At 67.3% G+C, this 25,586-nt stretch carries 23 protein-coding genes; 13 read left to right on the top strand and 10 right to left on the bottom strand.

What is annotated here, in order from left to right:
* Nucleotides 1-198: 198 nt before the first annotated feature.
* The gene (locus tag A5691_RS17315) at nt 199-615 is read left to right on the top strand and encodes a DUF6636 domain-containing protein (protein WP_068266723.1); all 417 of its coding nucleotides are present in this window, start codon (nt 199-201) and stop codon (nt 613-615) included.
* 37 nt (nt 616-652) lie between these two features.
* Nucleotides 653-1,822: an acyl-CoA dehydrogenase gene (locus A5691_RS17310; RefSeq protein ID WP_067780127.1), complete on the top strand. Its 1,170-nt coding sequence runs from the start codon at nt 653-655 to the stop codon at nt 1,820-1,822.
* Here A5691_RS17310 and A5691_RS17305 read toward each other — a convergent pair.
* Nucleotides 1,819-2,376: a TetR/AcrR family transcriptional regulator gene (locus A5691_RS17305; RefSeq protein ID WP_156675548.1), complete on the bottom strand. Its 558-nt coding sequence runs from the start codon at nt 2,374-2,376 to the stop codon at nt 1,819-1,821. The two genes, A5691_RS17310 and A5691_RS17305, sit on opposite strands and share 4 nt — an antisense overlap.
* A 201-nt stretch (nt 2,377-2,577) precedes the next feature.
* Here A5691_RS17305 and A5691_RS17300 point away from each other — a divergent pair, with 201 nt between their 5' ends.
* Nucleotides 2,578-3,840 (top strand): hypothetical protein, encoded by a 1,263-nt coding sequence (locus A5691_RS17300; RefSeq protein WP_231975465.1) that lies wholly within the window; start codon nt 2,578-2,580, stop codon nt 3,838-3,840.
* Between the two features lie 93 nt (nt 3,841-3,933).
* Nucleotides 3,934-4,779 carry an SDR family NAD(P)-dependent oxidoreductase gene (locus A5691_RS17295; protein ID WP_067780123.1) on the top strand — a complete coding sequence of 282 codons (846 nt, stop codon included), beginning with the start codon at nt 3,934-3,936 and terminating at the stop codon, nt 4,777-4,779.
* Here A5691_RS17295 and A5691_RS17290 read toward each other — a convergent pair.
* The gene (locus A5691_RS17290; RefSeq protein ID WP_068015634.1) at nt 4,776-5,633 is read right to left on the bottom strand and encodes an SMP-30/gluconolactonase/LRE family protein; all 858 of its coding nucleotides are present in this window, start codon (nt 5,631-5,633) and stop codon (nt 4,776-4,778) included. The two genes, A5691_RS17295 and A5691_RS17290, sit on opposite strands and share 4 nt — an antisense overlap.
* A 458-nt stretch (nt 5,634-6,091) precedes the next feature.
* Here A5691_RS17290 and A5691_RS17285 point away from each other — a divergent pair, with 458 nt between their 5' ends.
* Nucleotides 6,092-7,654: a serine/threonine-protein kinase gene (locus A5691_RS17285; protein WP_068015631.1), complete on the top strand. Its 1,563-nt coding sequence runs from the start codon at nt 6,092-6,094 to the stop codon at nt 7,652-7,654.
* Between the two features lie 219 nt (nt 7,655-7,873).
* Nucleotides 7,874-8,947, top strand: a complete 1,074-nt coding sequence (locus tag A5691_RS17280; RefSeq protein ID WP_068015629.1) for an HNH endonuclease — start codon at nt 7,874-7,876, stop codon at nt 8,945-8,947.
* A 151-nt stretch (nt 8,948-9,098) separates the two neighbouring features.
* Here the strand turns inward: A5691_RS17280 and A5691_RS17275 are convergent, their stop codons facing one another.
* The gene (locus A5691_RS17275; RefSeq protein WP_068015640.1) at nt 9,099-9,551 is read right to left on the bottom strand and encodes a VOC family protein; all 453 of its coding nucleotides are present in this window, start codon (nt 9,549-9,551) and stop codon (nt 9,099-9,101) included.
* An 85-nt stretch (nt 9,552-9,636) separates the two neighbouring features.
* On the opposite strand from A5691_RS17275, the gene A5691_RS17270 reads away from it, so the two are divergent.
* Genes A5691_RS17270 through A5691_RS17255 form a run of 4 tightly spaced genes read left to right on the top strand, consistent with a single transcriptional unit; the run spans nt 9,637 to nt 14,114 of the window.
* A complete protein-coding gene (locus A5691_RS17270) occupies nt 9,637-10,890 on the top strand; it encodes a cytochrome P450 (protein ID WP_068015627.1) in 1,254 nt (417 codons plus the stop codon).
* Nucleotides 10,891-12,051 carry an alpha/beta hydrolase gene (locus A5691_RS17265; RefSeq protein ID WP_068015620.1) on the top strand — a complete coding sequence of 387 codons (1,161 nt, stop codon included), beginning with the start codon at nt 10,891-10,893 and terminating at the stop codon, nt 12,049-12,051. It abuts the gene before it with no gap.
* Nucleotides 12,048-13,049 carry a tocopherol cyclase family protein gene (locus tag A5691_RS17260; RefSeq protein ID WP_068015618.1) on the top strand — a complete coding sequence of 334 codons (1,002 nt, stop codon included), beginning with the start codon at nt 12,048-12,050 and terminating at the stop codon, nt 13,047-13,049. Before A5691_RS17265 ends, A5691_RS17260 begins: the two co-directional genes overlap by 4 nt.
* A gap of 60 nt (nt 13,050-13,109) precedes the next feature.
* Complete coding sequence (locus A5691_RS17255) at nt 13,110-14,114, top strand: NAD-dependent epimerase/dehydratase family protein (protein ID WP_068015615.1); 1,005 nt, start codon at nt 13,110-13,112, stop codon at nt 14,112-14,114.
* A gap of 66 nt (nt 14,115-14,180) precedes the next feature.
* On the opposite strand, the gene A5691_RS17250 is transcribed toward A5691_RS17255, so the two are convergent.
* The 5 genes from A5691_RS17250 to A5691_RS17230 form a co-directional block, all read right to left on the bottom strand.
* A complete protein-coding gene (locus tag A5691_RS17250; protein ID WP_068015613.1) occupies nt 14,181-15,617 on the bottom strand; it encodes a serine/threonine-protein kinase in 1,437 nt (478 codons plus the stop codon).
* 78 nt (nt 15,618-15,695) lie between these two features.
* Nucleotides 15,696-16,046 carry a hypothetical protein gene (locus tag A5691_RS17245; protein WP_067890897.1) on the bottom strand — a complete coding sequence of 117 codons (351 nt, stop codon included), beginning with the start codon at nt 16,044-16,046 and terminating at the stop codon, nt 15,696-15,698.
* Between the two features lie 46 nt (nt 16,047-16,092).
* A complete protein-coding gene (locus A5691_RS17240; RefSeq protein ID WP_369827046.1) occupies nt 16,093-17,229 on the bottom strand; it encodes a serine/threonine-protein kinase in 1,137 nt (378 codons plus the stop codon).
* 132 nt (nt 17,230-17,361) lie between these two features.
* Nucleotides 17,362-19,179, bottom strand: coding sequence for an alpha/beta fold hydrolase (locus A5691_RS17235; RefSeq protein WP_068015610.1), 1,818 nt, complete (start codon nt 19,177-19,179; stop codon nt 17,362-17,364).
* A complete protein-coding gene (locus A5691_RS17230; RefSeq protein ID WP_068015606.1) occupies nt 19,176-19,799 on the bottom strand; it encodes a TetR/AcrR family transcriptional regulator in 624 nt (207 codons plus the stop codon). Before A5691_RS17230 ends, A5691_RS17235 begins: the two co-directional genes overlap by 4 nt.
* A gap of 52 nt (nt 19,800-19,851) precedes the next feature.
* On the opposite strand from A5691_RS17230, the gene A5691_RS17225 reads away from it, so the two are divergent.
* Together A5691_RS17225 and A5691_RS17220 are read left to right on the top strand one after the other, a co-directional pair.
* Nucleotides 19,852-20,502, top strand: coding sequence for a polysaccharide deacetylase family protein (locus A5691_RS17225; protein ID WP_068015603.1), 651 nt, complete (start codon nt 19,852-19,854; stop codon nt 20,500-20,502).
* Nucleotides 20,503-20,508: 6 nt separating this feature from the next.
* Nucleotides 20,509-21,888 (top strand): FAD-binding oxidoreductase, encoded by a 1,380-nt coding sequence (locus A5691_RS17220; protein ID WP_068266715.1) that lies wholly within the window; start codon nt 20,509-20,511, stop codon nt 21,886-21,888.
* On the opposite strand, the gene A5691_RS17215 is transcribed toward A5691_RS17220, so the two are convergent.
* Nucleotides 21,885-22,700, bottom strand: coding sequence for a lysophospholipid acyltransferase family protein (locus A5691_RS17215; protein WP_067756166.1), 816 nt, complete (start codon nt 22,698-22,700; stop codon nt 21,885-21,887). The genes A5691_RS17220 and A5691_RS17215 overlap by 4 nt on opposite strands.
* Nucleotides 22,701-23,021: 321 nt before the next feature.
* The gene (locus tag A5691_RS17210; protein WP_068015636.1) at nt 23,022-23,660 is read right to left on the bottom strand and encodes a TIGR03085 family metal-binding protein; all 639 of its coding nucleotides are present in this window, start codon (nt 23,658-23,660) and stop codon (nt 23,022-23,024) included.
* Nucleotides 23,661-23,912: 252 nt separating this feature from the next.
* Between A5691_RS17210 and A5691_RS17205 the strand changes: the two genes are divergently transcribed.
* Entirely contained in the window at nt 23,913-25,580 is a 1,668-nt protein-coding gene (locus tag A5691_RS17205; protein WP_067887069.1) for a nitrite/sulfite reductase, read from the top strand.
* Nucleotides 25,581-25,586 lie beyond the last annotated feature (6 nt).

The raw sequence follows: 25,586 nt of genomic DNA, 5'->3' as shown, positions 1-25,586 counted from the left end.
GGCGACTGGAAGTGGTAGAGCGGGTCCGCGTGCGCCGGGCCCACCGCGGTCGCGGCCGCCAGGAGCGGAACCGCGGCGACCATTGATGCCTTCATGATGACGTTGTAATCCTTTTGGGCGGCCAGGTGAAGGCCCCCGCGCAAACTCATTTCGGGATTATCGGTCCGGTCCACCGGCGCACAGGCTTACGCTCAGCAAATGATGAGGACCCTCGCTGTCGCCGCCGCGACGGTCGCGGCCGCCACCGTGATGCCGGCGACCGCGCACGCGGACACCCAGAACTTTCAATCGCCGTCCGGCAACATCTACTGCGTCCTGGGCGGCTTCGGTGTGGCGTGCGACATCAGCGACTTCGACTACCAGCCACCGCCGCCACCGGAGTGCGGCAAGCATCTCGCCTGGGGCAACCGCTTCGTGTTGAACCTGGGCGAGCCGGCCGCCATCCACTGCCACGGCGACACCCTGCGCTTCGCCGGCGAGCCGACCCTCGACTACGGCCAGACCCAGTCCGCGGGCACGATCACCTGCGACAGCGAGCCGTCGGGCATGACGTGCACCGACAGCAGCACCGGGCACTACTTCCGGGTGTCGCGGGATTCCTACGACCTCGGCTGAAAGCAACCATACAAAATAGTATGGTACGGTCGGCGCCATGTCCGCGGTCGACACACACCCGACGTACGGGATCACCGACGACTTCGTCGCCCGGTTGGCCGAGCGCGCCGAGGAGGCCGAACGGCTGCGCCGGCTGCCCGCGGCGACGGTCGACGAGTTCCGGCAGACCGACCTGTTCCGGCTGTTGCTGCCCGCCCGGTTCGGCGGCATCCAAGCCTCGTTTCCCGAACTGCTGCAACCGATTCGGCGGATGGCGCACGGCTGCGCGTCCAGCTCCTGGACGCTGGGCTTCTACGCCCTGCACAACTGGATGCTCTCGCTGTTCGACATGCGGGCCCAGGAGGAGGTGTTCGCCGCGGGGCCGGTGCTGGCACCCGCTCCCCTGGCCCCCACCGGCCGCGGCACCCCGGCCGACGGCGGGGTGCGCCTGACCGGCCGGTGGTCGTGGGCGACGGGCGCGATGGACGCCGACTGGATGATGGTCGGGGCGCTCGTCGAGCGGCCGGACCGCATCGATCCGGCGCTGGTGCTGCTGCCCGCGGCGCAGGTCGAGGTCGTCGACACCTGGCACACCGCGGGCATGCGCGGCACCGGCTCCCACGACGTCGTCGTCACCGACGCCCTCGTCCCCGAGCACCGCCTGGTCGCGGTGGCCGACATCTACGGCGGGACGGCGCCGGGTGCGCGGGCACATGACGCGCCGACGTATCGGTGGCCGATGGTGCCCGCGCTGGCGCTGGTGGCGTCGATGCCGGTGCTCGGCGCCGCCGAACGGGTGACCGAGCTGTTCGCTGAGCGCCTGGGCGAGCGCGTGCTGGCGTACAGCGGTGTGGCGCAAAAGGATCAGCCGGCCGCCCAGATCCGGCTGGCGAGCGCGCGGGTGCGGTTGCGGGCGTTGCGGGCGCTGGTCGACGAGACGGCCGGCGGCATCGACCGGATGGTGAGTGCCGGCGAGCGGGTGGGCCGCTCGGTGCGGGCCGAGGCCCGGCTGGCGGCGGCCCACACCGTGCACGAGAGCAAGGCGATCATCGCCGATCTGGTGGAGGCCTCGGGGGCCAGCGCGCAGTTCCTGTCCAACCCGCTGCAGCGCTTCAAGCGCGACGTGGACATCGCGGCGGGGCACGTGGTGTTCGATTACGACGTGAGCCGAGAGTTGGCCGGGGCGTTGGCGATTGGGGCCAAGATCTCCCCGATCGCGATGGTCTAGTCCTTGAGCATCAGCTCGAGGAAGCGTTCCCGTTGCGCCGACTGTTGCGCCTGCTGGGCGGAGCCGGCCAGGTGCAGCAGGCCGATGCCGGCGGCGAACGTCAGCTGGGCGCGCAGCTTGGCGTCCTCGGCGCCGAAGCCGTAGTCGCTGTAGGCCTTGGTGACGGCGCGCAGCAGGCGCCGGTCGGCGGCGCGGATGTTGGCGGCGGCGACCGGGTCGGTGCGGGCCCATTCGCGCATCGCGCGTTCGAGCGTCCAATGTCCCGGGCTGGTCAGCGCGGTCATCATGGCGGACAGGCGTTCTCGCGGGGGCAGCGCGTCGAGTTCGGCCAGCGACCGCCGGTCCTTGTCCAGGAAGGTGTTCCAGGAGTCGACCAGCGCGTTTCGGTAGCTGTCCATGTCGGCGAAGTGCCAGTAGAAGCTGCCGCGGGTGACGCCGGCCTGTTGGCAAAGGCGCTCGATCTTCAGGGCGCGCACCCCCTGCTCGGCGAGCAGCGTGTAGCCGGCCTGCAGCCAGTCCTCGACGGTCAGGCGCGGGGGCTTGCGCGCGGTCACAAGCTGCAAGGTTACGGGTGGGCGCGGCCCGGGGTGGGTCATCGCGCCGGCTGCCCCCTCCCCGGCCCCGGTGAATTCCTCCCGAACACGCGGCGAACCCGTGGGTCTGGCTATGGCATGCGTGTAATGTCCGGGTTTGCTAGCCGAGAAATTCCTGTTAACTCTTGGCCGTTTTGCTCGGCCGAAGGATCAGGGGGTGCCGTGACCGAGGTGTCCGAGCGGTCGGCGGCGATCGATGCCGACGAGGTCGTGGTGTCCTTGCAGGACGAGTCGCTGCTGCTCGGCGGTGACCCCGCCGCCGTCGAGTCTTATCTGAGCAAGCTGCGCGCGACCGCCGGGCAGGGGTTGCGCGTTACCGGCATCGACAGCGCCTCGTTGGCGAACGCGGCGATCGCCGGGCTGGCCTCGCTGCTGGCCGACTCCGGCAAGTACGTCCAGCTGCACCGCGACACCGTGGAGGCGCTGAAGGAAGGCAACCTGGTCCCGGTCGCCGACGGCTTTTTCCGGTTGACGACGGGCGCCGATGACGTCTTTGCCTATCTGCAGTGGCGACCCGAGCTGCTCGGTCCCGAGGTGATGCTGTCGGCGCAGATGCTCGCGGTGCAGATGGCGTTGAAGTCCGCGGTCGCCGAGGTCGAGGACGCCGTCCGGCGGGTGGAGGACAAGGTCGAGGCGGTGCTCGAGGTCGCCAGGGCGCAGCGCGCCGGCGACGTCCTGGGCAACAGCCTGACCGTCTCGCGGATGGTCGAGTCGCTGGAGAAGTACGGGTCGCTGCCCGATGCGTACTGGGATTCGGTCGCCGCGCTGGGGCCGGCGCTCAATGTCGCCGTCTCGCAGCTGCGCAATCACGTGAGCCGCGTCCTGGCGTCCTTCGATCACGGCCTGCCCGTGCAGCAGCGCGCCGCGAAGCTGCGAAATGCCATCGGCGACAACCGGCTTGGCGACACCCTGAGCCTGCTGGTGATCGCAGAGGAGGCGCTGCACAAGTGGCAGCGGCTGAACCTCGCGCGGATCGAGACCAAGGAGCCCGATCAGCTGCTGCGGGCGATCGACGAGGCTCGCGAGCTCGTCGACCATCACTTGCGCGAAGACCTCGACATCTACCGGAGCGCGAAAGAAGTGCTCGACCGCTTCGGGCAGTCCAAGGCGGTCGACGGCTTCCGGTTCTGGGCGGTGCGCGAGCTGGCCAAGCAGGGCGTCGTCCTGCGCGACGAGCTCGACCGCTTCGCGAAGGCGCGCCAGCACCAGGTGGAGACCTGGGAGGACTTCCACATTCCGAGTGTCTTGGACGCTGCCTTGGCCACGCTGGGGGCCGTCGGCGGCGTCACCGGCCGGGCGTTCGTGGCCGTCGGCCGCGGGGTCGTCTACTTGGGCGGGCACGTCGTGGGGCCGTTCCGCGGGCGTGGTGATGACGGCTCTGAAGCCGGCAGCTCTGATCTCGAGGAACACCAGCCGGCGTGCTGAGCAGCCGTCGTTGACTGCGGTCGAGGCCGCCTCGATACTCCACCAGTACGGCCGCCGGCGCTTCCCGGCGCTTGGCCCGCGAAGGAGGTCGGCGTGATCGATTTGGGGCTCTCGGGCAAGCGTGCGGTGGTGTCGGGCGCGGGCTACATCCCCGAGCGTGCGGGCCACGGCTGGTTCACGTCGCTGGCCCTGGCCGACGCGGGCGCCTCGGTGGCCTGCATCGACATCGACGAGCGGCGCGCGGAACAAGTTGCCGGCGAGATCGTCGGCCGGGGTGGTCACGCCGTCCCGATCGTCGCCGACATGACCGACCCCGAGCAGGTCGGCCGGGCGATCGACGACGTCGAGGCGGCGCTGGGCGGGATCGACGTGTGCGTCGACATCATCGGCGGCGCGACCTGGTCGAAGGTCGAGGACTTCACGCCCCAATTGTGGGACGCGGCAATCCATTACAACCTGACCCAGGTGTTCTACCTCTTTCAGGCCGCCGCCAGATACATGATTGGTCAGGGCAGCGGCGGCTCGTTGGTGGCGATCGCCTCGGTCGACGGCATCGCCTCGGCGACCTACCACGCCGCCTACGGCGCGGCGAAGGCCGGCGTCATCTCGCTGGTCAAGACGTTCGCAGATGAGCTGGGGCGGTACGGCATTCGCGCCAACGCGGTGGCGCCCGGCAATGTGGGCTCGGGCAACGAGGACCAGCCGCCCGGCGAGTATGCCGTCAACGGGATCAATCCGCTGGCGGCGCCACGCGCGCATGACATCGCCAACGCCGCGTTGTTCCTGTCCTCCGAGCTGGCCGCCCGCATCACCGGTCAGACCCTCGTCGTCGACGGCGGTGCCACCATCCGCCAGCTGTGGGGGTTGGGCGAATCGATGATCCCTTCGGACCCGGAGGCCGCTTTGCCGAACTTTATGCGGCCCGGGCCGTCGGGCTAACGCTGGTGGATGAGCGGCAAGCCCGCCACCGAGCTTCTCCCCTTCAGCACGTACGGCGCCGTGATCGAGCCGATGTAGATGTCGCGCATATCCGGCCCGCCCCACGCGATGCTGGTCGGGCTTCTTAAGAGCGCGCCGTCGGGGTCTTCGATCACGGTTGTCGTCGTGCCATCCGGGCGGATCGCCACGATCTTGTTGGCCAAAACGAGTGTGAACCAGAGGTTTCCCTCGGCGTCGAACGCGCATCCGTCGGCCATTCCCCATCTCTTGGCAACTTCCGGGTCGGCCATTAGGCGGCCGGCGTCGGGGCCGTACTCGTCGGGGCGCCGGTCGCCCAGCGACGGTCCGTATTGCTCTGGTCGGCCGAGCGTCTCGCTTTGGATCGGAAACCGCACCACGTCGGCGGTTACCGTGCGGACCACGTACAGGTGGTCCTCGTCGCGATCCAGCGCCATGCAGTTCGGGAAGCTCACCCCGTCAGCGACCACTCGCACCGATCGGCGATCCGGTGCGACCCGGAAGATGAACCCGTCCGCGGTGCCCCGCGCGATCGTGTCCATGAGGTCGTCCGACATCGTGCTCACCGAGCACCACAGCGCCCCAACGGAATCCACTAGAACGAAGTTCAGCCATCGTAGCGGGCACCCGTCGAGTTCGTCGCTCAGCACTTCTGCGATCTCGCCGGTCTCCGGCTCGAGATCCTGAAGCACGCCGAGACCCCAATTAGCGATCAGAAAGTGGCCGTCGCAGTCCAGTGCGATGCCGTTCGGCTCGCCGCCCGCCTGGCCGATATGCCGAATCGTGTGTTCGTCGATGAGTTCTGCGACAGCCGAGGCCTTATCGGATGCGAACACCCGGCCATCGCTGGCAACCACAACGTGTTCCGGGCGATCCACTCCGCACCCGATTTGATGCAAGCCGGTCACCTCGAGAGGGCTTTGGCCTATTTCGCTCAACAGTATCCCTTTGTCAGAACATGAAAGCCGCATATCCGCCCACTATGGTCGCAGCGATCGGATGGTAACGGCGTCCAAATCGCGCTGCAGCGCCTAGGCGTCCGCGCTCAGCATTCGGTCACTTTGGCTCAAGAGTTCGACATTCTCCCCCGCCAGGTTGTGGCCGCCACCGTACCCCGGCGATAGCGCCGCCCAGAAGAGTTCCGAGCATCCCAGCGGTGTTTGCTCGTTGCATTTGTCCGGACCAAATTGCAGATCCGGCGGCAGCGCATAAATCCATCGTTACTTGGGCAAACCCACCAAAGAGGGAGTCAACTGGATGGACACTGATCGCAGCGAAGAAAAGGAAGTGTGCTGTGAGGTCACTGGTCGGCAGTGCGTTTGGACGGTACGAGATCAGGCGGATGCTTGGCCAAGGCGGTATGGGCGAGGTTTACGAGGCGTACGACACCGAAAAGGGCAGAACCGTAGCACTCAAGTTACTCACAGACCGATACGCGCAGGACGAAACATACCGTGCCCGATTTTTGCGTGAATCCCATGCGGCAGCAATCCTGCAGGAACCGCACGTCATTCCCATCCATGACTGGGGAGAGGTCAACGGCGTTCTGTACATCGACATGCGGTTAATCCGAGGGGAAACCTTGCATGAAATGCTCAAGAGCGGCCCCCTAGAACCAGAACGAGCGGCCGACATCATCCGACAAATCGCGGCGGCTTTGGACGCCGCGCACGCCGAAGGGCTCATCCACCGAGACGTGAAGCCGCAGAACATCATTGTGACGTCCGACGATTTCGCGTACTTGGTCGATTTCGGTATCGCCGAAGCCAAAGGCGACACCCACCTCACTATGTCGGGCTACCAAGTCGGCACCTTCGACTACATGGCCCCGGAACGATTGGGCGATGGGGAAGTGACGGCGTCGGTCGACGTCTACTCGCTGGCGTGCGTCCTCTACGAGGCGCTGACGGGCGCCAAGCCGTTTCCAATGCACAGCGCCGAGCAGGTCATCGGCGCGCACATCTCGTCGCCACCCCCTAGACCAAGCATCGTCAATCCACGCGTTCCCACGGCTTTCGACGAGGTCATCGCTCGCGGCATGGCAAAGCATCCCGACGACCGCTATAGCAGTGCCGGCGCACTGGGCCGCGCCGCCAAGCGAGCGCTGCAAGGAGAATCGTCGACCCCGCCCCAACCTGACACAGTGCTAGCGCCTCAATACGTAAGCGGGCCTCCGAGCTATCCACCGTTTAACGCCCTTTACGCTTACCCTGGAACGGCTCCAACACCAGTCGTCAACGGCGACCAAGGGCGCTCTAAACAGTTCATCGTGGGGATCTCTATCGGGATCGCGGTGGCGTTGGTGGGCGGCGTCGGTGTGGTGATCGGCCTCCTCGCTCACCAGGACTCCAACGGCTCCGAGCCTTCCGCGGCGCCGCTCGTCCCCTATTCGAATCCAATATTCACGACCTCCCCGACAGAGTCGTCATCGACGTCACCGTCGACTCAAGCTCACACCACGGTGACTTCTGCGCCGCAAGATCCTACGCAAGAGCTTCGGCAGATCGCAGCTGACGACCGACCTTGGGTAAGCGCGCAACTGACTGACCGCTGGGTGCCGCAACTCAGTTCCAAGCGACCCGGCGTCGTCGACAACGGCCAGGTGTGGGACAACGCAATGACGCTCCAAGAGCATCTTCAGTTGCGGCAGCGCTTCTCGAACGTGAGGCTGCTCTGGTCAGGTGACTGGTCGACGTTTTCAGCGCCGGACTTCTGGGTGACTATCGCCGGCATCACTTTCCCAGACTCCGCGGGTGCGTTGGCATGGTGCGGGAACCAGGGGTTCGATCGAGACCACTGTGCCGCCAAGATTGTCAGCACCACCCATCCCGTTGCGGGGAGTACCGCGTACAACTGATGCGAGTATGCGGAACCGAATGAAGCCACTGGGGCTCGATAACGGCGCTCAAGTGCCCCAATCCTCATGCTGCCGTCTCGTTATCCGCAGCAGCAGCAGCAGCAGTGTCTCGCTTTTGTCCGGTAGCACATCACGAACGAGTTCACCCTTGCGGTCAACTCCCAGCAATAATGCATCGGTGGAGTTCCCACCTCTCCAAGCTGATATCGGCGGGGCGCCGTGAACGGTGACGGAACCGCACAAGACTCCCTTCTGCTCGGGCAGCGGGTCGTCGCGATCCTGGAGACCGGCCTGAGAACCGCGACGTATAAGCTCGCCACGCTAATGGCCTTGATCGACCATTGCATCGAAAACATTCCAGAGCGGCCCGAAGACGTCCTACGGGTGCCGCTGCCCGTGCTGGCCCACAGGGTGCTCGAAATCTATTGGCAGCAGGTGCGCCCGTTCGAAGGTCATGAAGTGCGCCAATCCACCCAGCCGCGCGCCCGAATCTTGACCGCCACGGAGTCGCTACGAGATGCAGCCGGGCTCACGGGAAGCGGCACATCAGTGGATATAGCCAGGTTGCGCGCACCAACGGCATACCGAAGCGCGATCGAAGACATCGCCCTGTGCCTGGCCCAACAGCCATTGCATCGGCTGCAGAAACTGCCGGGCGCCTCGATGAGCGATCCCTTCCTCTATGACGACTCGTTTCTGCACGACCACGTGTCGCGGTTATCACTGCGCAGACACGGTGACGCCATCGAACTTCGACCGGGTGTGGCGCACGGCCTGGCCCGGCTTGCTGGTCTACTAAAGCCTGCCCTGGAGATTATGTGGGTCGATGACGTGCGACGGATGAACAGATTTCTCGACGAAAAGGTCCCCGACGTCGCAGGTCACCTCTTCGGACGCGAGCGCGCCGCCCTGGGCGCAGTGCGCGAGCCGTTCAAGCAGGCGTTCGGGCCGCACTGCTTTTATTGCGGCGAGCACCTGCCGGTGAACAATCCAGTCGACCATGTGCTGCCATGGTCGCTAGTTGGCATTGACGGCCTGGCCAACCTGGTGCTTGCGTGTGCCCGCTGCAACGGAGACAAAAGCGGAGCGCTTCCAACGGTTTCAATAGTCGAGCGCGTGCTCGAGCGTGATCGCGGAGTGCTCGAGCAAATCGCCTCCACGATTCAGTGGCCGACGCAGCATGACCGGGTCGCATCCGCTGTGCGCGGCATTTACCGTGTGCAGCCGCCGGGAGCGCCAATGTGGGCAGGCTACAAGCGAACTGAGCAGCTGGATGTCGGCTTTTTTTGGTAATGATGTGAATCTCGCACGCACGTACTCGGTCAGCGCGAAACTGAGCCCCACTCTCAACGCTCAACAAGTCCCATAGCAAATCGACATGAACGGCAAGCCGCATGGTTTAAGAGAACGCTCGGTGCGCCGGTCGAACCGGGTGGGTTGTTGACTACGGCCGAGGCGGCAACGCCGCCAACCACCCGTCCGAAAGCAGCTCCAGCAACTGCCCATCAGGATCCCGAATCATCGCCATCGCCTCGGTAACCGTCGCGTCGACTACCGCTCCCCCAAACTCCGCCACTCGAGCCAGCGCGCCCGGGAGATCGGACACCGAGAACGAAATGTGCGTCAGCCCAACCTGATCCATGACCCGCTCCGACCCGGTGTGGACTTGACGCTTCGAGTAATCCATCAACTCGAGCACAAACCCGTCGCGCACCAAATACGTCGCATGCACCCCGAGCGGCTCGGGAAGCTGCACCAGCTTGGCGGTGGGGCCATCGGGCGGATCAAGCTCCCACCAGAACTGGAACCCGAGCACATTTTCGTAGAACCGCCGCGACCGCTCGCGATCGGAGACGCACAATCCGACATGGTTGAAGGTCGTACGGTGACTACTCATCGTGGCCTTTCTCGACAGAACCGACCAGCGAAATAATGCAAAGATAGTGTAGAAAGCCGACGTCGCCGGGTGGAGGAGCAACCAGATGACAACCCGTCCCGATGTCGCCGAAGACGCCATCGTCGACTTCGACCACCACTCCGACGCGTTCAACCTCAACGAAAACGCCATCAACGAAGACCTGAGAAGCAAGTGCCCGGTCGCCTGGAACGAGAACTACGGCGGCTTCTGGTTCCTCAGCAGCTACGACGCGGTCAGCCGGACGGCGAGGGACGGCGATACCTTTGCCCACAAGTACGAGCCCAACGCGCAGGACGGCGTCGACTACCAAGGCGAGATGGGCGTCCCCCGCCCCGAAGGCCAGCCGGCCCTGGGCATCGGCGAAGTCGACGGCCCCTACCACCAAGCCCTACGGCACGCCCTGGCCCCGTTCTTCTCCCCCGGCGCCGTCCAGAAACTCAAGCCGTTCATGGAACAGAAGGCCCACGAGTTCCTCGACCAGAAAATCGAGGACGGCCGCATGGACCTCGTCCTCGACTACGCCAGCCCGGTGCCGGCGATCCTCACCATGAAGCTGATGGGCCTGCCCCTCGACAACTGGCACCTCTACGCCAACCTCTTCCACTCCGTCATGGCCGTCCCGCAGGACAGTGACGAGTACGCAAACGCCATCGGCAAGGTCCCGAAGATGATGGAAGAGGTCCTCGAGTACGCGGCCAGCAGACGAGCCAAACCCGAAGACGACCTCACCAGCTTCCTCCTCCAGTTCGAGTTCGACGGCGAGCGCCTCACCGACGAACAGCTGCTCAACATCCTCTGGAACCTCATCGGCGGCGGCGTCGACACCACCACCTCGCAGACCGCGCTCACGCTCCATCACCTGGGCACCCACCCGGACCTGAGGCAACAACTCATCGACCACCCCGAGCTGTACCGCACCGCCACCGACGAATTCCTGCGCTACTTCTCGGTCAACCAAACCCTCAGCCGCACAGTCACTCACGACGTCGAGCTCAACGGCCAACGCTTACGAAAGAACGACAGGGTCGTCATCAGCTGGCTCTCGGCCAACCACGACGAGAAAGAATTCCCAAACCCCGACGAGATCATCCTGGACCGCGCGCCCAACCGCCACGTCGCGTTCGGCCTCGGCCCGCACCGCTGCATCGGCTCGCACCTCGCGCGCCTCATGGCCGAGGTCATGGTGAAAGCCGTCCTCGACCGCATCCCCGACTACCGAGTCGACGTCGACAACGTCCACCAATACCTCGGCAACCCCAGCATGACCGGGCTCGGCACGCTGCCGGTCACCTTCACCCCCGGAGCGAAACGAGGCTAGATGCCCGCCAACCCGATGACACACATGCTGGGTCCGTTCACCCGCACCGGCGGCTTCTACGCCCGCTCCTGGGGCACCTACCTGGACCGTCAGCCCGACGAGCTGCCGGTGGCCCGGCCCACCATCGCGCTCGCGGCCCAGGCCTTCCGCGACGAGATCCTGCTCAGCGGCTTCAGCCTGCTGCGTCGGGCCCCCGACGCCAAGACCCTCGAACGGATCGATACCGAAGTCGTTGCGGCACAAGACTTCTACACAGACAAGGGCTGGCTTGACAATCCCGAGGGATTCTTTGCCCCGCCCCCACCCCTGACCGACGTGACGGTCAAACGCGTGAGCAACATGGGACGCAACTACGAGCGGCTCTCCTTCGACAGCGACTACGAACCCCACAACGGCGAACCCGGCAGCGACCGCTGGCACAGCTACACCGGCAACAACCGCGAATACGCGCTGATGTTCCGGCACCGCCGCCCGCGGCCCTGGCTGATCTGCATCCACGGCGCCGAGATGGGACGCGCCGCGCTCGACCCGATGCTGTTTCACGCCTGGCACCTCTACCGGCAGCTCGACCTCAACATCGTGCTACCGGTACTCCCCCTGCACGGCCCCCGAGCCAGCGGCGGACCGAAGTTCCCCAGCGAGGACGTGCTCGACGACGTGCACGGCGCGGCCCAGTCGGTCTGGGACATCCGGCGGCTGATCAGTTGGATCCGCGCGCAGCAGCGCGACGCGGCGATCGGGGTCAACGGCATCTCCCTCGGCGGCCTGATTTCGTCGCTGGTCGCCAGCCTCGACGACGGCCTCACCTGCGCCATCCTCGGCGTGCCCGCCGTCGACCTAGTGAACCTGGTCGGCCGTCACGCCGGCCTCAGCGGCCACACCGGTCTGCGCCGCACGATGGACTCGGCCAAGCCCCTCGGCCGGATGATCTCGCCGCTGGCGCTGACCCCGCGCGTGCCCAAAGAGGGCCGCTTCATCTACGCCGGCCTCGCCGACCGCCTGGTGCACCCGCGCGACCAGGTCACCCGACTCTGGGAGCACTGGGGCAAACCCGAAATCCAGTGGTACCCAGGCGGTCACACCGGATTCTTCCGCTCGCGGAGCGTACAGCGTTTCATCGACGACGCGCTCGTGCAGTCGGGGCTGGCCGACAAGAGATGACCGCCTCCTACCTGCGCTGGATAGCGGCCAACGCGGCCAAGCCATTGGTCCACGCCTATCGGCGCACCGGCGCCGACGTTCCCTTCGGCGACCCGGTCCCTTCGCACGGCACCGAAATGGAGGGCTGGTTCTGGCGCCTCACCGACGCCGCCTCGGGTCGCGTCGTCGTCGCGCTGTGCAGTGTGAACCGGCACCCGGACGGCGACTGGGCCACCGTCGCGGTCGCGCTGCATCCCGGCGACGTGGTGCGCTCCGCGGTCGTGGATGCTGCCGAGGCCGAGTCGTCGACCTTCTCGGTGCACGCCGGGACCTTCCCCGACGCGCGTCTGGCGGCGTACCTCGATCGACTCCAGATCGACCTCGACGGAATCCACCTCGATTTGCATTTCACCGATCCGTTCAACTGGCCCAAGGCCTTCGGCGGCGGCGGCGTCTTCTCGTCGGTCCCGTTTCTGAACCAATACTGGCATCCCTACCGGCTCGACGGAAAGGCCACCGGCACAGTCGAATTCCGCGACCGCACGTGGTCGTTCAACGACGCCCGGCTCTACACCGAACGCAACTGGGGCGCGGGCTTCCCCGAGCGCTGGTGGTGGGGTCAGGCCCACGATTTCGGCGAGGCCGACGTCTCGGTCGCGTTCTCGGGGGGCCTTCTTCAGCTCGGCCCGCTCCGCAGGGACGTCACCGGAGTCGTCGTGCGCCTCGGCGACCGCGTCATCCGGATCACCCCGCCGGCGCCCGTGCGATCGGAGGTCGCCGACGGGCGCTGGGGCGTGTCCGCGCGCACTCGCCGCTACCACATCGAGCTGGACGGGGACGGCACCCGCGCGGACCCGCACGTCCTACCGGTGCCGCTGCCCGCGCAGCGGCGCAACATCGACACCGACTTCGAGCACCTCGCGGGTCGATTGCGTTGCCGTGTGCGCGAATACGGCGAGGTGGTGTTCGACGGCACCTGCGAGCTGGCCGGCCTGGAGGTCGGCAGCCGGCCGGCCTAGATCGTCACGGCGCCGTCCCTCTCATACCACCTGGCCACCACCCGGTAGAGTCACGAACTCGTGCGAATCGCAGTGACTGGTGGCACCGGGTATCTCGGTGCGCACATCGTCCGTGGCCTACTGAGCGCCGGCCATGAGGTGCGGCTTCTGGCCGAGCACGGCCGGGAGAATCCCGAACTGCTGCGCAGGTTTTCCGAATTCGGCTCGATAACCGTGTTAACCGGCGACGTTCGCGAGCCCGATACCGTGTCGACGCTGCTGGACGGCTGTGACGCCGTCCTGCACGCCGCCAGCGTGGTCGGGACCGACAGCCGGCGTGAGAACCTGATGTGGGAGATCAACGCGTTCGCGACCGAGTCGATCCTGGGTCAGGCACACGACCGAGGGCTGGACCCGATTGTCACGATCAACAGCTACGCCTCCCTCTTCTCGCCGGCGGTCTCGGTGATCGGGCCGGACACCCCCACGGCGGCGGGTCGGTCGGCCTACGCCAAGACGAAGGGTTACGCCGATCGTGCTGCCCGGCGGCTGCAAGACGAGGGGGCGCCGGTCGTCATCACCTATCCGTCCAGCGTGGTCGGTCCGGCCTTGGCGACCGCCCCCGGCATCACCGAACAGGGTTGGGCGCCGATCATCCGCGCCGGTGTGGCGCCGCGACTGCGGCACGCTGGAATGATGATGGTCGACGTGCGCGACGTCGCCGATGTGCATGTCGCGTCGATGCGGCCAGGCCACGGCGCAAAACGATACGTGTGCGGCGGCGTGATGCTGAGCTTCGATGAGATGATCGATGCGCTCGAGGTGGGCTCCGGCCGTCACATCAGGCGAATCCCGTTGAACGGAGCAGTGTTTCGGGGCCTGGGTAGGGTCGCGGACGCCGTCGGGGACCGCCTTCCACTCGGGGCCGGATTCAGTTTCGAAGCCGCGCAACTCCTCACCGCGGCGACACCGACCGATGACTCCCGCACACTGGCCGAGCTGGGGGTGGCCTGGCGCCCGCCGCGCGAGGCGATCATCGCGACGTTCGCCCGCCGCGGCGGAGACGAAGCCGCTTTCCGGCCCTAACGCCGGAAGCCATCGGCAACCGGTCGAAGGCGTCCTCCCGCCGGGAAAGTCCGGCGGCCGTGATGATCACGACGCCGTGGCGTATTGCAGCACGGGCTCCGACGAATCGACGTGGCTGCCACTGATGATCCGCAACCGGTTCGGCCGCACCTCGTAGACGACGCCGTCGACCGGGTTAGTGACATCGAACCCGTCCCCGGCGCGCTCGGCGTTCGACAGCTCGATGTGCGCGCCGTCCCTGATCCGCTCGCCGCGGTAGTAGTAACTGCCGCTGAGGTTTTCACACACCACGGCCAGCGACTTGGCGGTCCGCACCACGGCGGCCGGCGGGTTGCCCGGATCGCAGCGGGCCGTCTCGCCGACGAACCCCAACCCGTCGGCGCCGCGCACAGGAGCGGACAGCGTCGGCGTCTTCGGCGGCGGCGCGCTGGACGGGGCGGGCGACGGCGCCTGAGCCGTCCGAGCGGGCGTCGAGCCGCCTCTCGTCAACGCCGACGCCAGAGCCACCACGAGCCCTGCCACCACCAGCACGACCGCCGCCGCCGTGATCACGAACGCTCCGCGGCCGCCAACGGGCCGCCAACCGTCCGGCCGCGACGGCGGATCAACAACCGGATACGGGCTAAAGCCGGTGTCGTCCGGGTTCGGATAGACCGCCTCGAACGGGCGGGTGCCAAGGGGGCCCGCGCCGGCACCGACCGCGACCGGCTCGTACGCCGCGTTCACGGCCTCGCTGGCGGCCCGGGCGAGTTCACCCGCGGACGCGAAACGCGCCTCACGCCGTTTGGCCATGCCCACGGCGATGACGTCGTCGAAGGCCCGGCCCACGCCGCGACGCATGATGCTGGGTCGCGGCGCCGGCGAGAGTAGGTGGGCGCTCCTCAGCTCGGCCGGGTCGGACGCCTCGAACGGAGGCTGACCGGTCAGGCACTCGTAGAGCAGGCACGCCAGGGAGTACACGTCAGTCTGCGGCCCGACCCGGCCGGTGGTGAACCGCTCGGGCGCCATATACACCCGCGACGGGTCGCCGTGCCCGAGACCGAAGTCGACGAGATACACGAAGTGGTCCGGGGTCAGCAGCACGTTTTCGGGCCGAACAGCCAAATGCACCAGCCCGGCGGCGTGCGCGGCGTCCAGCGCTCGCGCGACCTGCGCGACGATCGACGCGGCGCGCGACGCTTCCAGTGGCCCCCGCTCGCGCAGCAGATCCCTGAGGCTGCCGCCGTCGACCAGCTGCATGTCGACGTAACAAACCCCGTGGATCGAACCGAAGTCGTGCACCGGGATGACATGCGGCTCCTCCAACAGCGCAGCGACACCGCAGTCCTGTCGAAAGCGTTGCTGGAAGCCGGGTTCCGCGGCGATGTCGGCGGATACCAGCTTGACCGCGACCGTCCGGTCCCTAACCGTGTCGTGCGCGCGGTAGACCTCGCCCGTCACACCCGCTCCGATCAGCGATCGCAGCTCGTAGGGACCGAACCGGGTGCCAAGCCGCGAGGTCAATGGGCAGTCCTTTCGCTAGGTCGTAAAGGTCCAGCCCGGCGGGTTCCCCGAATGGGCGCCGACCTAACGTGCGGCGGCTCACGCGTGCGGGGGCACCGGGCACCAGAACAAGCCGCAGTTGAAATTGGGCGGTCCGGCCGGCCGCGGGTGCGGCGTGGCATTGATCGGGCCGCTCGGCCACCCGTAGACGGCACCGGTGTCGGCGTCGACCACGCCACGGTAATCGTAGTAATAGAGGTGGCACACGCCCATGTTCCAGTTGATGAAGTTGTCCGGGATGCGCTCGCCCGGGCACCACTGGCCGCAGGTGTGCCCCGCCGGGCAGTTGCCGCCGACGTGGCCGTACGGGTCGGCCTGCGCGACGCCCGCGGTCAGCCCCACACCGATGCCGGCCGTCAGCAGCGCGCCGGCCATCCACTTCATGTTCATGCCGCAATCACACGCCGGCCGGGCGGCTACCGATCCCATATCGACGTCAGCCGCCGTGGCCTTTGTGCTTAGGGCCCCCGTGACCTGGCGGACCCGGCGGGGGCGCCGGCTGCGGGGTGCTCGTGGGTGTGGTGGTGGCGGTGGCGGTCGTCGGGGGCGGCGCCGGCGTGGTGGTGGTCGTCGAGGGCGTCGGCGGTGGCGCCGAGAACGGCGGATCGATCGCCAGCAGGAGGAGTGCCAACAGGAAGGCCGCCGCGATCGCCGCGATCCACCACTTGCGCCGAGGGCTGTCCGGCTCCAGCCGCGCGGGCGTGTAGGTCAGCACGGCGGGCGGCGGGGCTTCCATCACGCGGGTGCCGGTGGGCATCACCGGCGGCGGGGCGCCGACCAGCGCGGCCCGCATGGCACCCGCCTGGTCGAACCGCCAGGCGGGGTCGCGGGCCATCGCGCGCTCGATCGCGGCGGCGAGCGGCGGGGGCACGTCCGGACGCAGCGTGGCCAGCGGCGGCGGCGACTCCTGCAGGATCGCGCGCGCCAGCGCGCCCAGGTCCTCCTGCGGGAACGGCCGCCGCCCCGTCAGCGCCTCGTAACCCACCACGCCGACGGAGTACAGGTCGTCGAGCACCGTGGCCGGCTTGGACGTCAGCCGCTCGGGGCTCAAGTAGGCCATGCTGCCGACGACCTCGCCCGCCCTGGTGTAGGCGGCGCCGGAGGTCTTGGCGATGCCGAAGTCGGCGAGCTTGGGTTCCCCCGCGGCGGTGAACAGGATGTTGCCGGGTTTGACGTCGCGGTGCAGGATGCCGGCCTGATGCGCCTCGGCAAGGGCGTCCAGGACACCGTCGAGGACGGCGTGCACGAAGGGCACCGGCAGCGGCCCGCGGGCGATGTGGTCGGCCAGCGTCACTCCCGGTAGCCGCTCCATGACGATGAACGGCAACCCGTAGTGCTCGCCGACGTCGTGCACCACCACGACGTGCCTCCCGGTCAGCCGCGCGGCGACGCGCGCCTCGGTGTCGAACCGCGAACGGTTGTCCGGCCGGTCGGCCACCCCGGGGTAGAGCAGCTTGATGGCGACGGGGCGGTTGAGCTTCCGGTCCCACCCCTCGCGCACCTCGGCCATCGCACCGCGGCCCAGGACGCCACGTAGCTCGTACCGGCAGTCGCCAAGGAGACCGCCCGGCACCAGGAGCACTCCGTTACTGCCCTGGCCGCGGTAGGACTGAGTTCCTTGGAGGTCCGTGTCGATCTCCTGTCGGAAAGCTGGCTGCCCTGCTGGTTCCGGATAACCACCAAATCGGGAATCGAAACCCGCTGCTCAACAGGGCTTCAACAAGGGTTTCTGGGCCACCCCCGCAAACTCCCCGACGAAGCCGTTCCCCAGCCACCACCTGGGCTCGGTGTGCTCGAAGATCTCCTCACCCAGGGCGCGATCGCGCACCGACTTCCTGACGGGAAACGGATTCATCCCCGACTTGTATTCGACCCCGACCATGGCGGGGGCGTCGGGCCGGCCTCGCCGGGGCAGCAGCTCGAACCCGGCCTGCTCGAGCACCGCGTTCAATTCGGCGGGGCGGGGGAATCGCCGAAAGTCATGGTTCGGCTTGTGCAGACCGAACACGAACAACGGCCCGACCGTCACGAAACACAGCCACGTGCACACGTTGCGATCGGGCGCGACATAGAACATCCGGCCGCCCGGCCTCAGCGCGCGAAACACGCTGTCCATCAAGCGGCGGTGCTCGGTGCAGTGGTCGAGCACCCCGTGCAGGTAAACCAGGTCGAATCGATCGGCCCCCAACACCTGCGGGTCACGCGCGTCGCCGACGACGAAGCTCACCCCCGCCTTGCCGGCAAAACGCTTGCGGGCCGCGTCGATCGACTTGTAGTCGACGTCGATGCCCACGATGTCCCACTCGCTTAGTCGCGGATCGCGGTTGAGCAATCCCTCGATAGCCCCGCCGCCGCCGCAACCGACCACCGCCATCCTCGGGCGCTCTACCGCAGGAAGATAGTCGCGCAGGAAGTCCCATGCGGCGTAGTCGATTTCGCCGACGAGGTCCGCGGTGAAGCGCCACTGTTCGCTGACCTCGGCATTGGAGAAGTAGCGCACCCCGCGCTCGATCGTGCCGTTGCTGATCCGCATCAGCGCGCGATCGATCAGCGAATAGTGGTACTCGGGCTCGCCTTTCGTGTCGTTGGCCCGTTCACGATCGAGGAACTCGAAGTAGCGCCGCTCCTCGGGCCCGATCGGCGGCTCCCACGACTGCGCGTGCCCGAGCACGCGTTCCCGGATCCACGAGTCGATCACCCGGCTGTAGACGACCGTGTCGAACAGCATCAGCTGATGCCCGCCGCCGGGCATCATGAAGAAGTCCTTGGTACCGCCGATCCGCTCGAAACATGCCCGGCAGTGCTCGGCGCCGACGATCTCGTCGTGCTCCCCGCAGGTGATGAGGACGGGTTTCGTGTTGGCGGCGGCGGGTTTTGGCGGGACGTAGTTGAACACCGAGTGGTAGCTCTTGAGCCCGTACCGCCAGACGTAGAACGGGTCCTTCTTCTTGGTGTCGAGCAGCCCGGGGTCTTCCTGGTAGGCGGCCTCGAAGTCGATGACGCGTCTTAATGGGACCCGCAGCCGATCGCCGAACGTCTTGGCCGCCCACTTCGCCGGGCGCGACCGGAACAATCGGATCGCCGGGCTCATCGGCGCCTCGTGGTTCAACAGGATGTTCATGCACACGCCGGCTGTCACGGCCGGGCACGCGTCGAGCGCGTGGAACGCGACTTCCCCGCCCTGGCTGGCGCCGTGGAGGACGACCGGGAGGGACGTACGCCGCGCCGCGTAATCGGTTACCGCCCTGGTGTCTTCGAGGAAGTCCTCGAAGCTGAACACGCCCGGCTCCCCCTCGGTGCGGCCGTGGCCGGTCAGGTCGAACGAATAGACGGCCGCCGGAAAGTTCCGGCGCATGTGCTCGGCGAACGCGTCGTAGCTCTCGCTGTTGCCGGCGGTGCCGTGCACCAGCACCAACACGTAGTCGGCGGTGGGGTTGTCGTAGCGGCGCACGAAGATTCGTTTGCCGCCGGATCCGGTCACCGCGTCTTCGACCATCGGTTGATCGGTGAGGTTCGGGGTCATCGCCTGGGTTCCAATCCTTCGGTGATGCGGGCCGCGAGCAGTTGGGCGAACACGTCGAAGTCGCGACGGAAGGCCGAGGTGTCGGAAACGAACGGCCGCTGCATCGACATGCCCAGCAGCACGGTTTCGAAGAGGCGCACCGACTCGTCGATCAAGCGCTGCGGCACGTCGTCACCGGCGATGCGGCGCAGCGCCTCGCCGAGCTGCCGGCGTTGGGTATCGCGATAGTCGACATACGCGACCCGCAGGAACTCGTTGTGGTTGGCCGCCGCGGCGAACTCGACCATGAACGTGACCGCGTCGATGTTGTCGATGAACAAGGCGTACATCAGCCCGGCCGCCTCGGTCAGGCCCTCGCGCACCGACAGCCGCCCCGGCAGCCGCGTCGCCGCCGTGGCGAACATGCGCTTGGCCATGTCGTCGATCGCCGCCTGGAAGAGCTTTTCCTTGGTCTCGAAGTGATAGTGCAGCAGCGTCTGCGAGACGCCGGCCCTCGTCGAGATCAGCTTCATCGAGGACTTCTCGTAGCCGTACGCGCAGAAGCACTGGATCGTCGTCTGCAGGATCCGCTGCCGGGCGTCACCGGCAGGCACCTCGGACTTCGAAACCGCCGCGGTCATCCGCCCACGATACTGTCTGATCGATCAGTCAGGCAAGGTACGCTGGGGAGTGATGCGCCCGAAAATCACCCTGACCTTTGACAACGGCCCGACACCCGGCGTCACGGACCGGGTTCTCGACGCCCTCGCCCAGCGGCAGGCGTCCGCCGTCTTCTTCGTCGTCGGCGAGAACGTCCGCCCGCCGGCGGGGCGCCGGCTGCTGGAGCGGGCGGTGCGCGAGGGGCACCGGATCGGCAATCACTCCCTCACCCACGGCCGGCCCCTCGGCGAGCTCTCTGCGGCGGAGACGCTTCACGAGATCCGCGGCACCCAAGAGCTTTTGGACGACTTCGGCGATGCCGATCGGCTCTTCAGGCCGTGGGGAACGGAGGGCGCACTCGAAAAGCGCTGCCTGAACCGGACGGCGATCGAGCACCTCATCACCGAGAAGTACACCTGCGTCCTGTGGAACAGCGTCCCGCGCGACTGGGCCGACCCGCGCGGTTGGGTCGAGCGCGCGCTCGCCGATACCCGCAGCCACCAGCACACCGTGGTCGTCCTGCACGACCTGCCCACCGGCGCGATGGAGCAGCTACCCGGGTTCCTCGACGAACTCGACGGCTCCGGCGTGGAGGTCACCACCCAACTCCCCGACGATTGCGTGCCGATCCTCCGCGGCCGGATGCGGACTCCCCTCGATCACCTGACCGCGGCGATAGGCTGAAGCCTCATGAGCGACATGACGGCCCGGTTCGCCGAGATCGTCGGCCAGCACAACCTGCTGACCGGTGACGCCATCCCCGAGGACTACTGGCACGACGAAGTCTTGACGAAGCCGCCGCAACGCCCGGCGTATGTCGCCAAACCGGTTTCCGCGGAAGCGGTTTCGCAGCTGCTGAAGGCCGCCTCCGACGCTGGCGTGCCGGTCACGGCCCGCGGCTCGGGCACCGGCCTGTCGGGCGCGGCGATCCCGCGGGCCGATGGGCTGCTGATCTCCTTCGAACGGATGAACGCCGTCCTCGAGGTCGACACCATCAACCAGGTCGCCGTCGTCCAACCCGGGGTCACGCTCACCGAGCTGGACGCCGCGACCGCCGACACCGGCCTGCGCTACATGGTTCACCCCGGCGAGCTGTCGTCCAGCGTCGGCGGCAACGTCGGCACCAACGCCGGCGGCATGAACGCGGTCAAGTACGGCATTGCCCGCCAGAACGTGCTCGGGCTGCAGGCGGCGCTGCCGACCGGCGAGCTCATCCGCACCGGCGGCAAGATCGCCAAGATCTCCACCGGCTACGACCTGACCCAACTCATCGTCGGCTCCGAAGGCACCCTGGCCCTGGCCACCGAGGTGACCGTCAAGCTGCATCCGCGGCTCGACCACAACGCCGCCGTGCTCGCCCCGTTCGCCGACTTCGACCAGGTCATGACGGCGGTCCCCAAGATCGTGGGCAGCGGCCTCGCGCCCTACATCCTGGAGTACATCGACAACGTGACGATGGCCGCGCTCGTACACACCCAGAACCTGGAGTTGGGCATCCCCGACAGCGTCCGCGACAGCTGTGACGCGTATCTGGTTGTGGCGCTTGAGAACCGCACCGCCGACCGGCTCGACGAGGACGTCGAGAAGGCTGGCGAGCTGCTGGCCGAGCTCGGCGCGGTAGACGCCTATGTGCTCGAAGGCGGTTCGGCACGCAAGCTGATCGAGGCGCGCGAGAAGGCGTTCTGGACGTTGAAGGCGGTCGGCGCCGACGACCTCATCGACACCGTGGTGCCACGCGGCGCGATGCCCAAGTTCCTGTCCGCCGCGCGCGGCCTGGCGGCGGCCGCCGGCGGGGCGGCGGCGGTCTGCGGGCACGCCGGCGACGGCAACGTGCACCTGGCCATCTTCTGCAAGGACCCCGACACGCGCAAGAAGCTGATGATCGACATCTTCGCGCTGGCAATGGAATTGGGCGGCGCGATCTCCGGGGAGCACGGGCTGGGCCGCGCCAAGACGCCCTATTTCCTCGAGCTGGAGGACCCGGTCAAGGTGGACCTGATGCGCCGCATCAAGCGGAGCTTCGACCCGGCGGGCGTCCTCAATCCCGACGTGGTCTTCGCGGGCGCTTAACCGATAACCGGGAAGTGGCGTTGGGCGGCAAGGGCTTTGAGCGCTTTTTGCATCGTCCAGCGCACGTGCGCGTCGAGTCGCTTGATGTCGGGCGCCTCGCCGAAATGGCGAAGGTCGATCGGCCGCAGGACCTCGGTGACGATCTTGGTGGGCAGCGGCATGTTGACCGGCGCCAGGACGCTGAGGCCGAACGGAAAACCGAACGTGACCGGCATGATGTTCGTTCGGAAGAACCTGCGCTCGAACTTGGTGAGCCGAAGCAGGCGGGCCAGCCACTGTCCGCGCGTCAGGAACAGCTGGCTCTCCTGCCCGCCGATCGAGACGGCGGGCACGATCGGGACGTCCGCCTCCAGGGCGGTGGTGATGTAGCCGGTCCGGCCGTCGAAGTTGACGACGTTCTCCTGCAGGGTCGGCCGGTACACGTCGTAGTCGCCGCCCGGGAACACCAGCACGACCGCGCCCGAGGCCAGCGCCTTGGCGGCGTTCTCGCGCGTCGCGCGGATCACGCCGGTGCGGCGGAAGAACTCGGCGGCCGGTCCGGAAAAGATGGTGTCGAAGGCGAGCGCGTAGAGGGGGCGGTCGTAGCCGAAGGTGTCGTAATAGTCGACGGCGAACACCGACAGGTCGAACGTCAGCATGCCGCCGGAATGGTTACCCACCACCAGCGACGGTCCTTCGGGAAGGTTGTCCAGGCCGCGCACCTCGGAGCGGAAATACCGTTTGACGATCGGCCGGGTCAGCGCGACGACGTGTTCGGTCAGATCGCGGTCCCATTTGTCGACGTCGGTCGAGTCGGTGTGGGTGTCGTTCATGTCTTTGCCCTCGCTCGCCGTTGAGCGTGAGCTGATGGTACGCCCGCCGCTCCGCGGCGACGCCGGTTTCGCCGCGCGGACTTCCCCCGTCGGTCGCGCGGACTTCCCCGGGCGATCGCGCGCTTCCCCGGGCGATCGCGCGGACTTCCCCGCGATTTCGAGGGATTAGCCAAAGTGCCCGCCTCGTAGCGACAACGGGCGGGCGTGGGGCGCCGCCGGATGGGCCGACGGACCGAATGGGCGGTTGTCGCTACGAGGCGGGCACTTTGGACGCCTCCGCTTCCAGGGACGGGTGTGGCGCGTGTGACGACGCGGTCCGCCTCACATCCCGAAGTGGGCGGCACGCACGGCCGCGACGGCATCCGGCGGTCCACTCAACTCCACCTGCGCCGCGGACTGCCGGCCGAAGAGATACAGCAGCAGCTCACCCGGTTGACCGCTGAGCAATGCCGGCACACCCGCTCGGACGGTCACCTGCTCGCCGGAACCGGCCCAGGCAACCTCAAGGCCGAAGCCCCCGAGCCGCCGACTCAGATACCGCCCCCCGCGCCGAACGTTGCGCCACAACGCGGCGTCCATGTCCGCCGTCAACTGACGCGGCGGCAGTCCGTTGACCCGGCGGACATCCTCGTGATGGACGAAGAACTCGTTGAGGTTCGCTAGCGCGCGAACCCATCCGATGCGGAAGAACCCGGCCGGCGGACCGGACCGGATCCGCGCGACGAGCCAACCGAAATCCCGTCGCACCAACACCTTCCGGCGCCGCTCGGCGAACCGCTGGAACGGGCCGGGCAACACGAGGCACGGCCCCGCGACGACATCGCGCTCCCGCAACACCAAATGGGCGGCGAGATCGTGAGCGGTCCAACCCTGGAGCAGCGTGGGCACGGAAGGGCCCAATTCGCCGAAAAGATCGCACAGCGCCCCACGTTCAAGACCCTCGAGCGAAACACCGCCCATGCAGGCGAATTGTACGGCTGGACCGACAAAACCCATTGCCTGACAACATCGATCAGTGAACCCGCGCACACAACCAACGGTTGTGCCCTCACAACGGCGCGACCTCTACTCCCCTATGCCTGACCCCGGCAGTATGAAGCCATGAGACGTGGGCGCAACGGAGCGCCCGCGCTCACCTCTGACTGACAACATCATCGCGTCGATGCCGCGGACAGCAGCCCTAAGCCGTCCGGCACCGCGAAGGAGACACCAATGACCGCAGCACGTCCCGCCAAGACCCGCAGCGAGGGCCAGTGGGCGCTGGGTGACCGCGAACCGCTCAACGACACCGAGAAGATCAAGAACGACGACGCACCGCTGAACGTGCGCGACCGCATCGTCAACGTCTACGCCAAGCAGGGCTTCGACAGCATCGACCACTCCGACCTGCGCGGGCGCTTCCGCTGGATGGGCCTGTACACCCAACGCGAGCAGGGTTACGACGGCAGCTGGACCGGCGACGACAACACCGACAAGATCGAAGCCAAGTACTTCATGATGCGGGTCCGCACCGACGGCAAGCCGTTGACGGCGCACTCGATGCGCGTCCTCGGCCAGATCTCGACCGAATTCGCCCGCGACACCGCCGACATCAGCGACCGGGAAAACCTGCAGCTGCACTGGATCCGCATCGAGGACGTCCCCGAGATCTGGCGTCGCCTGGACGAAGTGGGGCTGCAGACGACGGAAGCCTGCGGCGACTGCCCGCGCGGCATCCACGGTTCGCCGCTGGCCGGCGATTCGCTCGACGAGGTGCTCGACCCGACGCCCGCGATCGATGAGATCGTCCGGCGTTCCCTGAACAACCCCGAGTACGCGAACCTGCCGCGCAAGTACAAGACCGCGGTGTCCGGCCTGCAAGACGTCTCCCACGAGACCCACGACGTCGCGTTCGTCGGCGTCGACCACCCCGAGCACGGCCCCGGCCTGGATCTGTGGGTGGGTGGCGGCCTGTCGACCAACCCGATGCTGGCCCAGCGGGTCGGGGTGTGGGTGCCGCTGGACGAGGTGCCCGACGTCTGGGAGGCCGTGACCCGGCTGTTCCGCGACTACGGCTACCGGCGGATGCGCGCCAAGGCGCGGCTGAAGTTCCTGATCAAGGACTGGGGCGTCGAAAAGTTCCGCGAGGTCCTCGAAACCGAATACCTCCACCGGCCGCTCATCGACGGCCCGGCCCCCGCACCGGTCACGCAAACCATCGACCACGTCGGCGTGCAGAAGATCAAGAACGGGCTCAACGCCATTGGCGTCGCCCCGATCGCCGGCCGGGTCTCCGGCGCGACGCTGTCGGCGGTGGCCGACCTGATGGAAAAGGTCGGCTCCGACCGCGCCCGGCTGACCCCGTTCCAGAAGCTGGTCATCCTCGACGTGCCCGACGCCTTGGTCGACGAGACCGTCGCCGCGCTGGACGCGCTGGGCCTGCCGTCGCGGCCCTCCGCGTGGCGCAAGAACACCATGGCCTGCACCGGCATCGAGTTCTGCAAACTGTCCTTCGCCGAAACCCGAGTGCGCACACAGACTTTGGTGCCCGAGCTGGAACAGCGCCTGGCCGACGTCGACCCCAGGCTCGACGTGCCGATCAGCGTCCACCTCAATGGGTGCCCGAACTCGTGCGCGCGCATCCAGGTCGCCGACATCGGCTTCAAGGGCCAATGGATCGACGACGGCCAGGGCAACTCCGTCGAGGGATTCCAGGTTCACCTGGGCGGCGGCCTCGGCGAGGCCAGCGGGTTCGGCCGAAAGTTGCGCCAGCACAAGGTGACCAGTGACGAGCTCGGCGACTACATCGACCGGGTGACCCGCAAGTTCCTCGAGCAGCGCGACGGCGGTGAGCGCTTCGCGTCGTGGGCCCTGCGCGCCGACGAGGCCGACCTGCGATAGGAGTTG

The sequence above is a fragment of the Mycobacterium sp. E183 genome (assembly GCF_001667735.1).
GTDB lineage: Bacteria > Actinomycetota > Actinomycetes > Mycobacteriales > Mycobacteriaceae > Mycobacterium.
The sequence above is the reverse complement of the archived record's forward strand: the minus strand, read 5'-3'. Positions and strand labels throughout refer to the sequence as shown.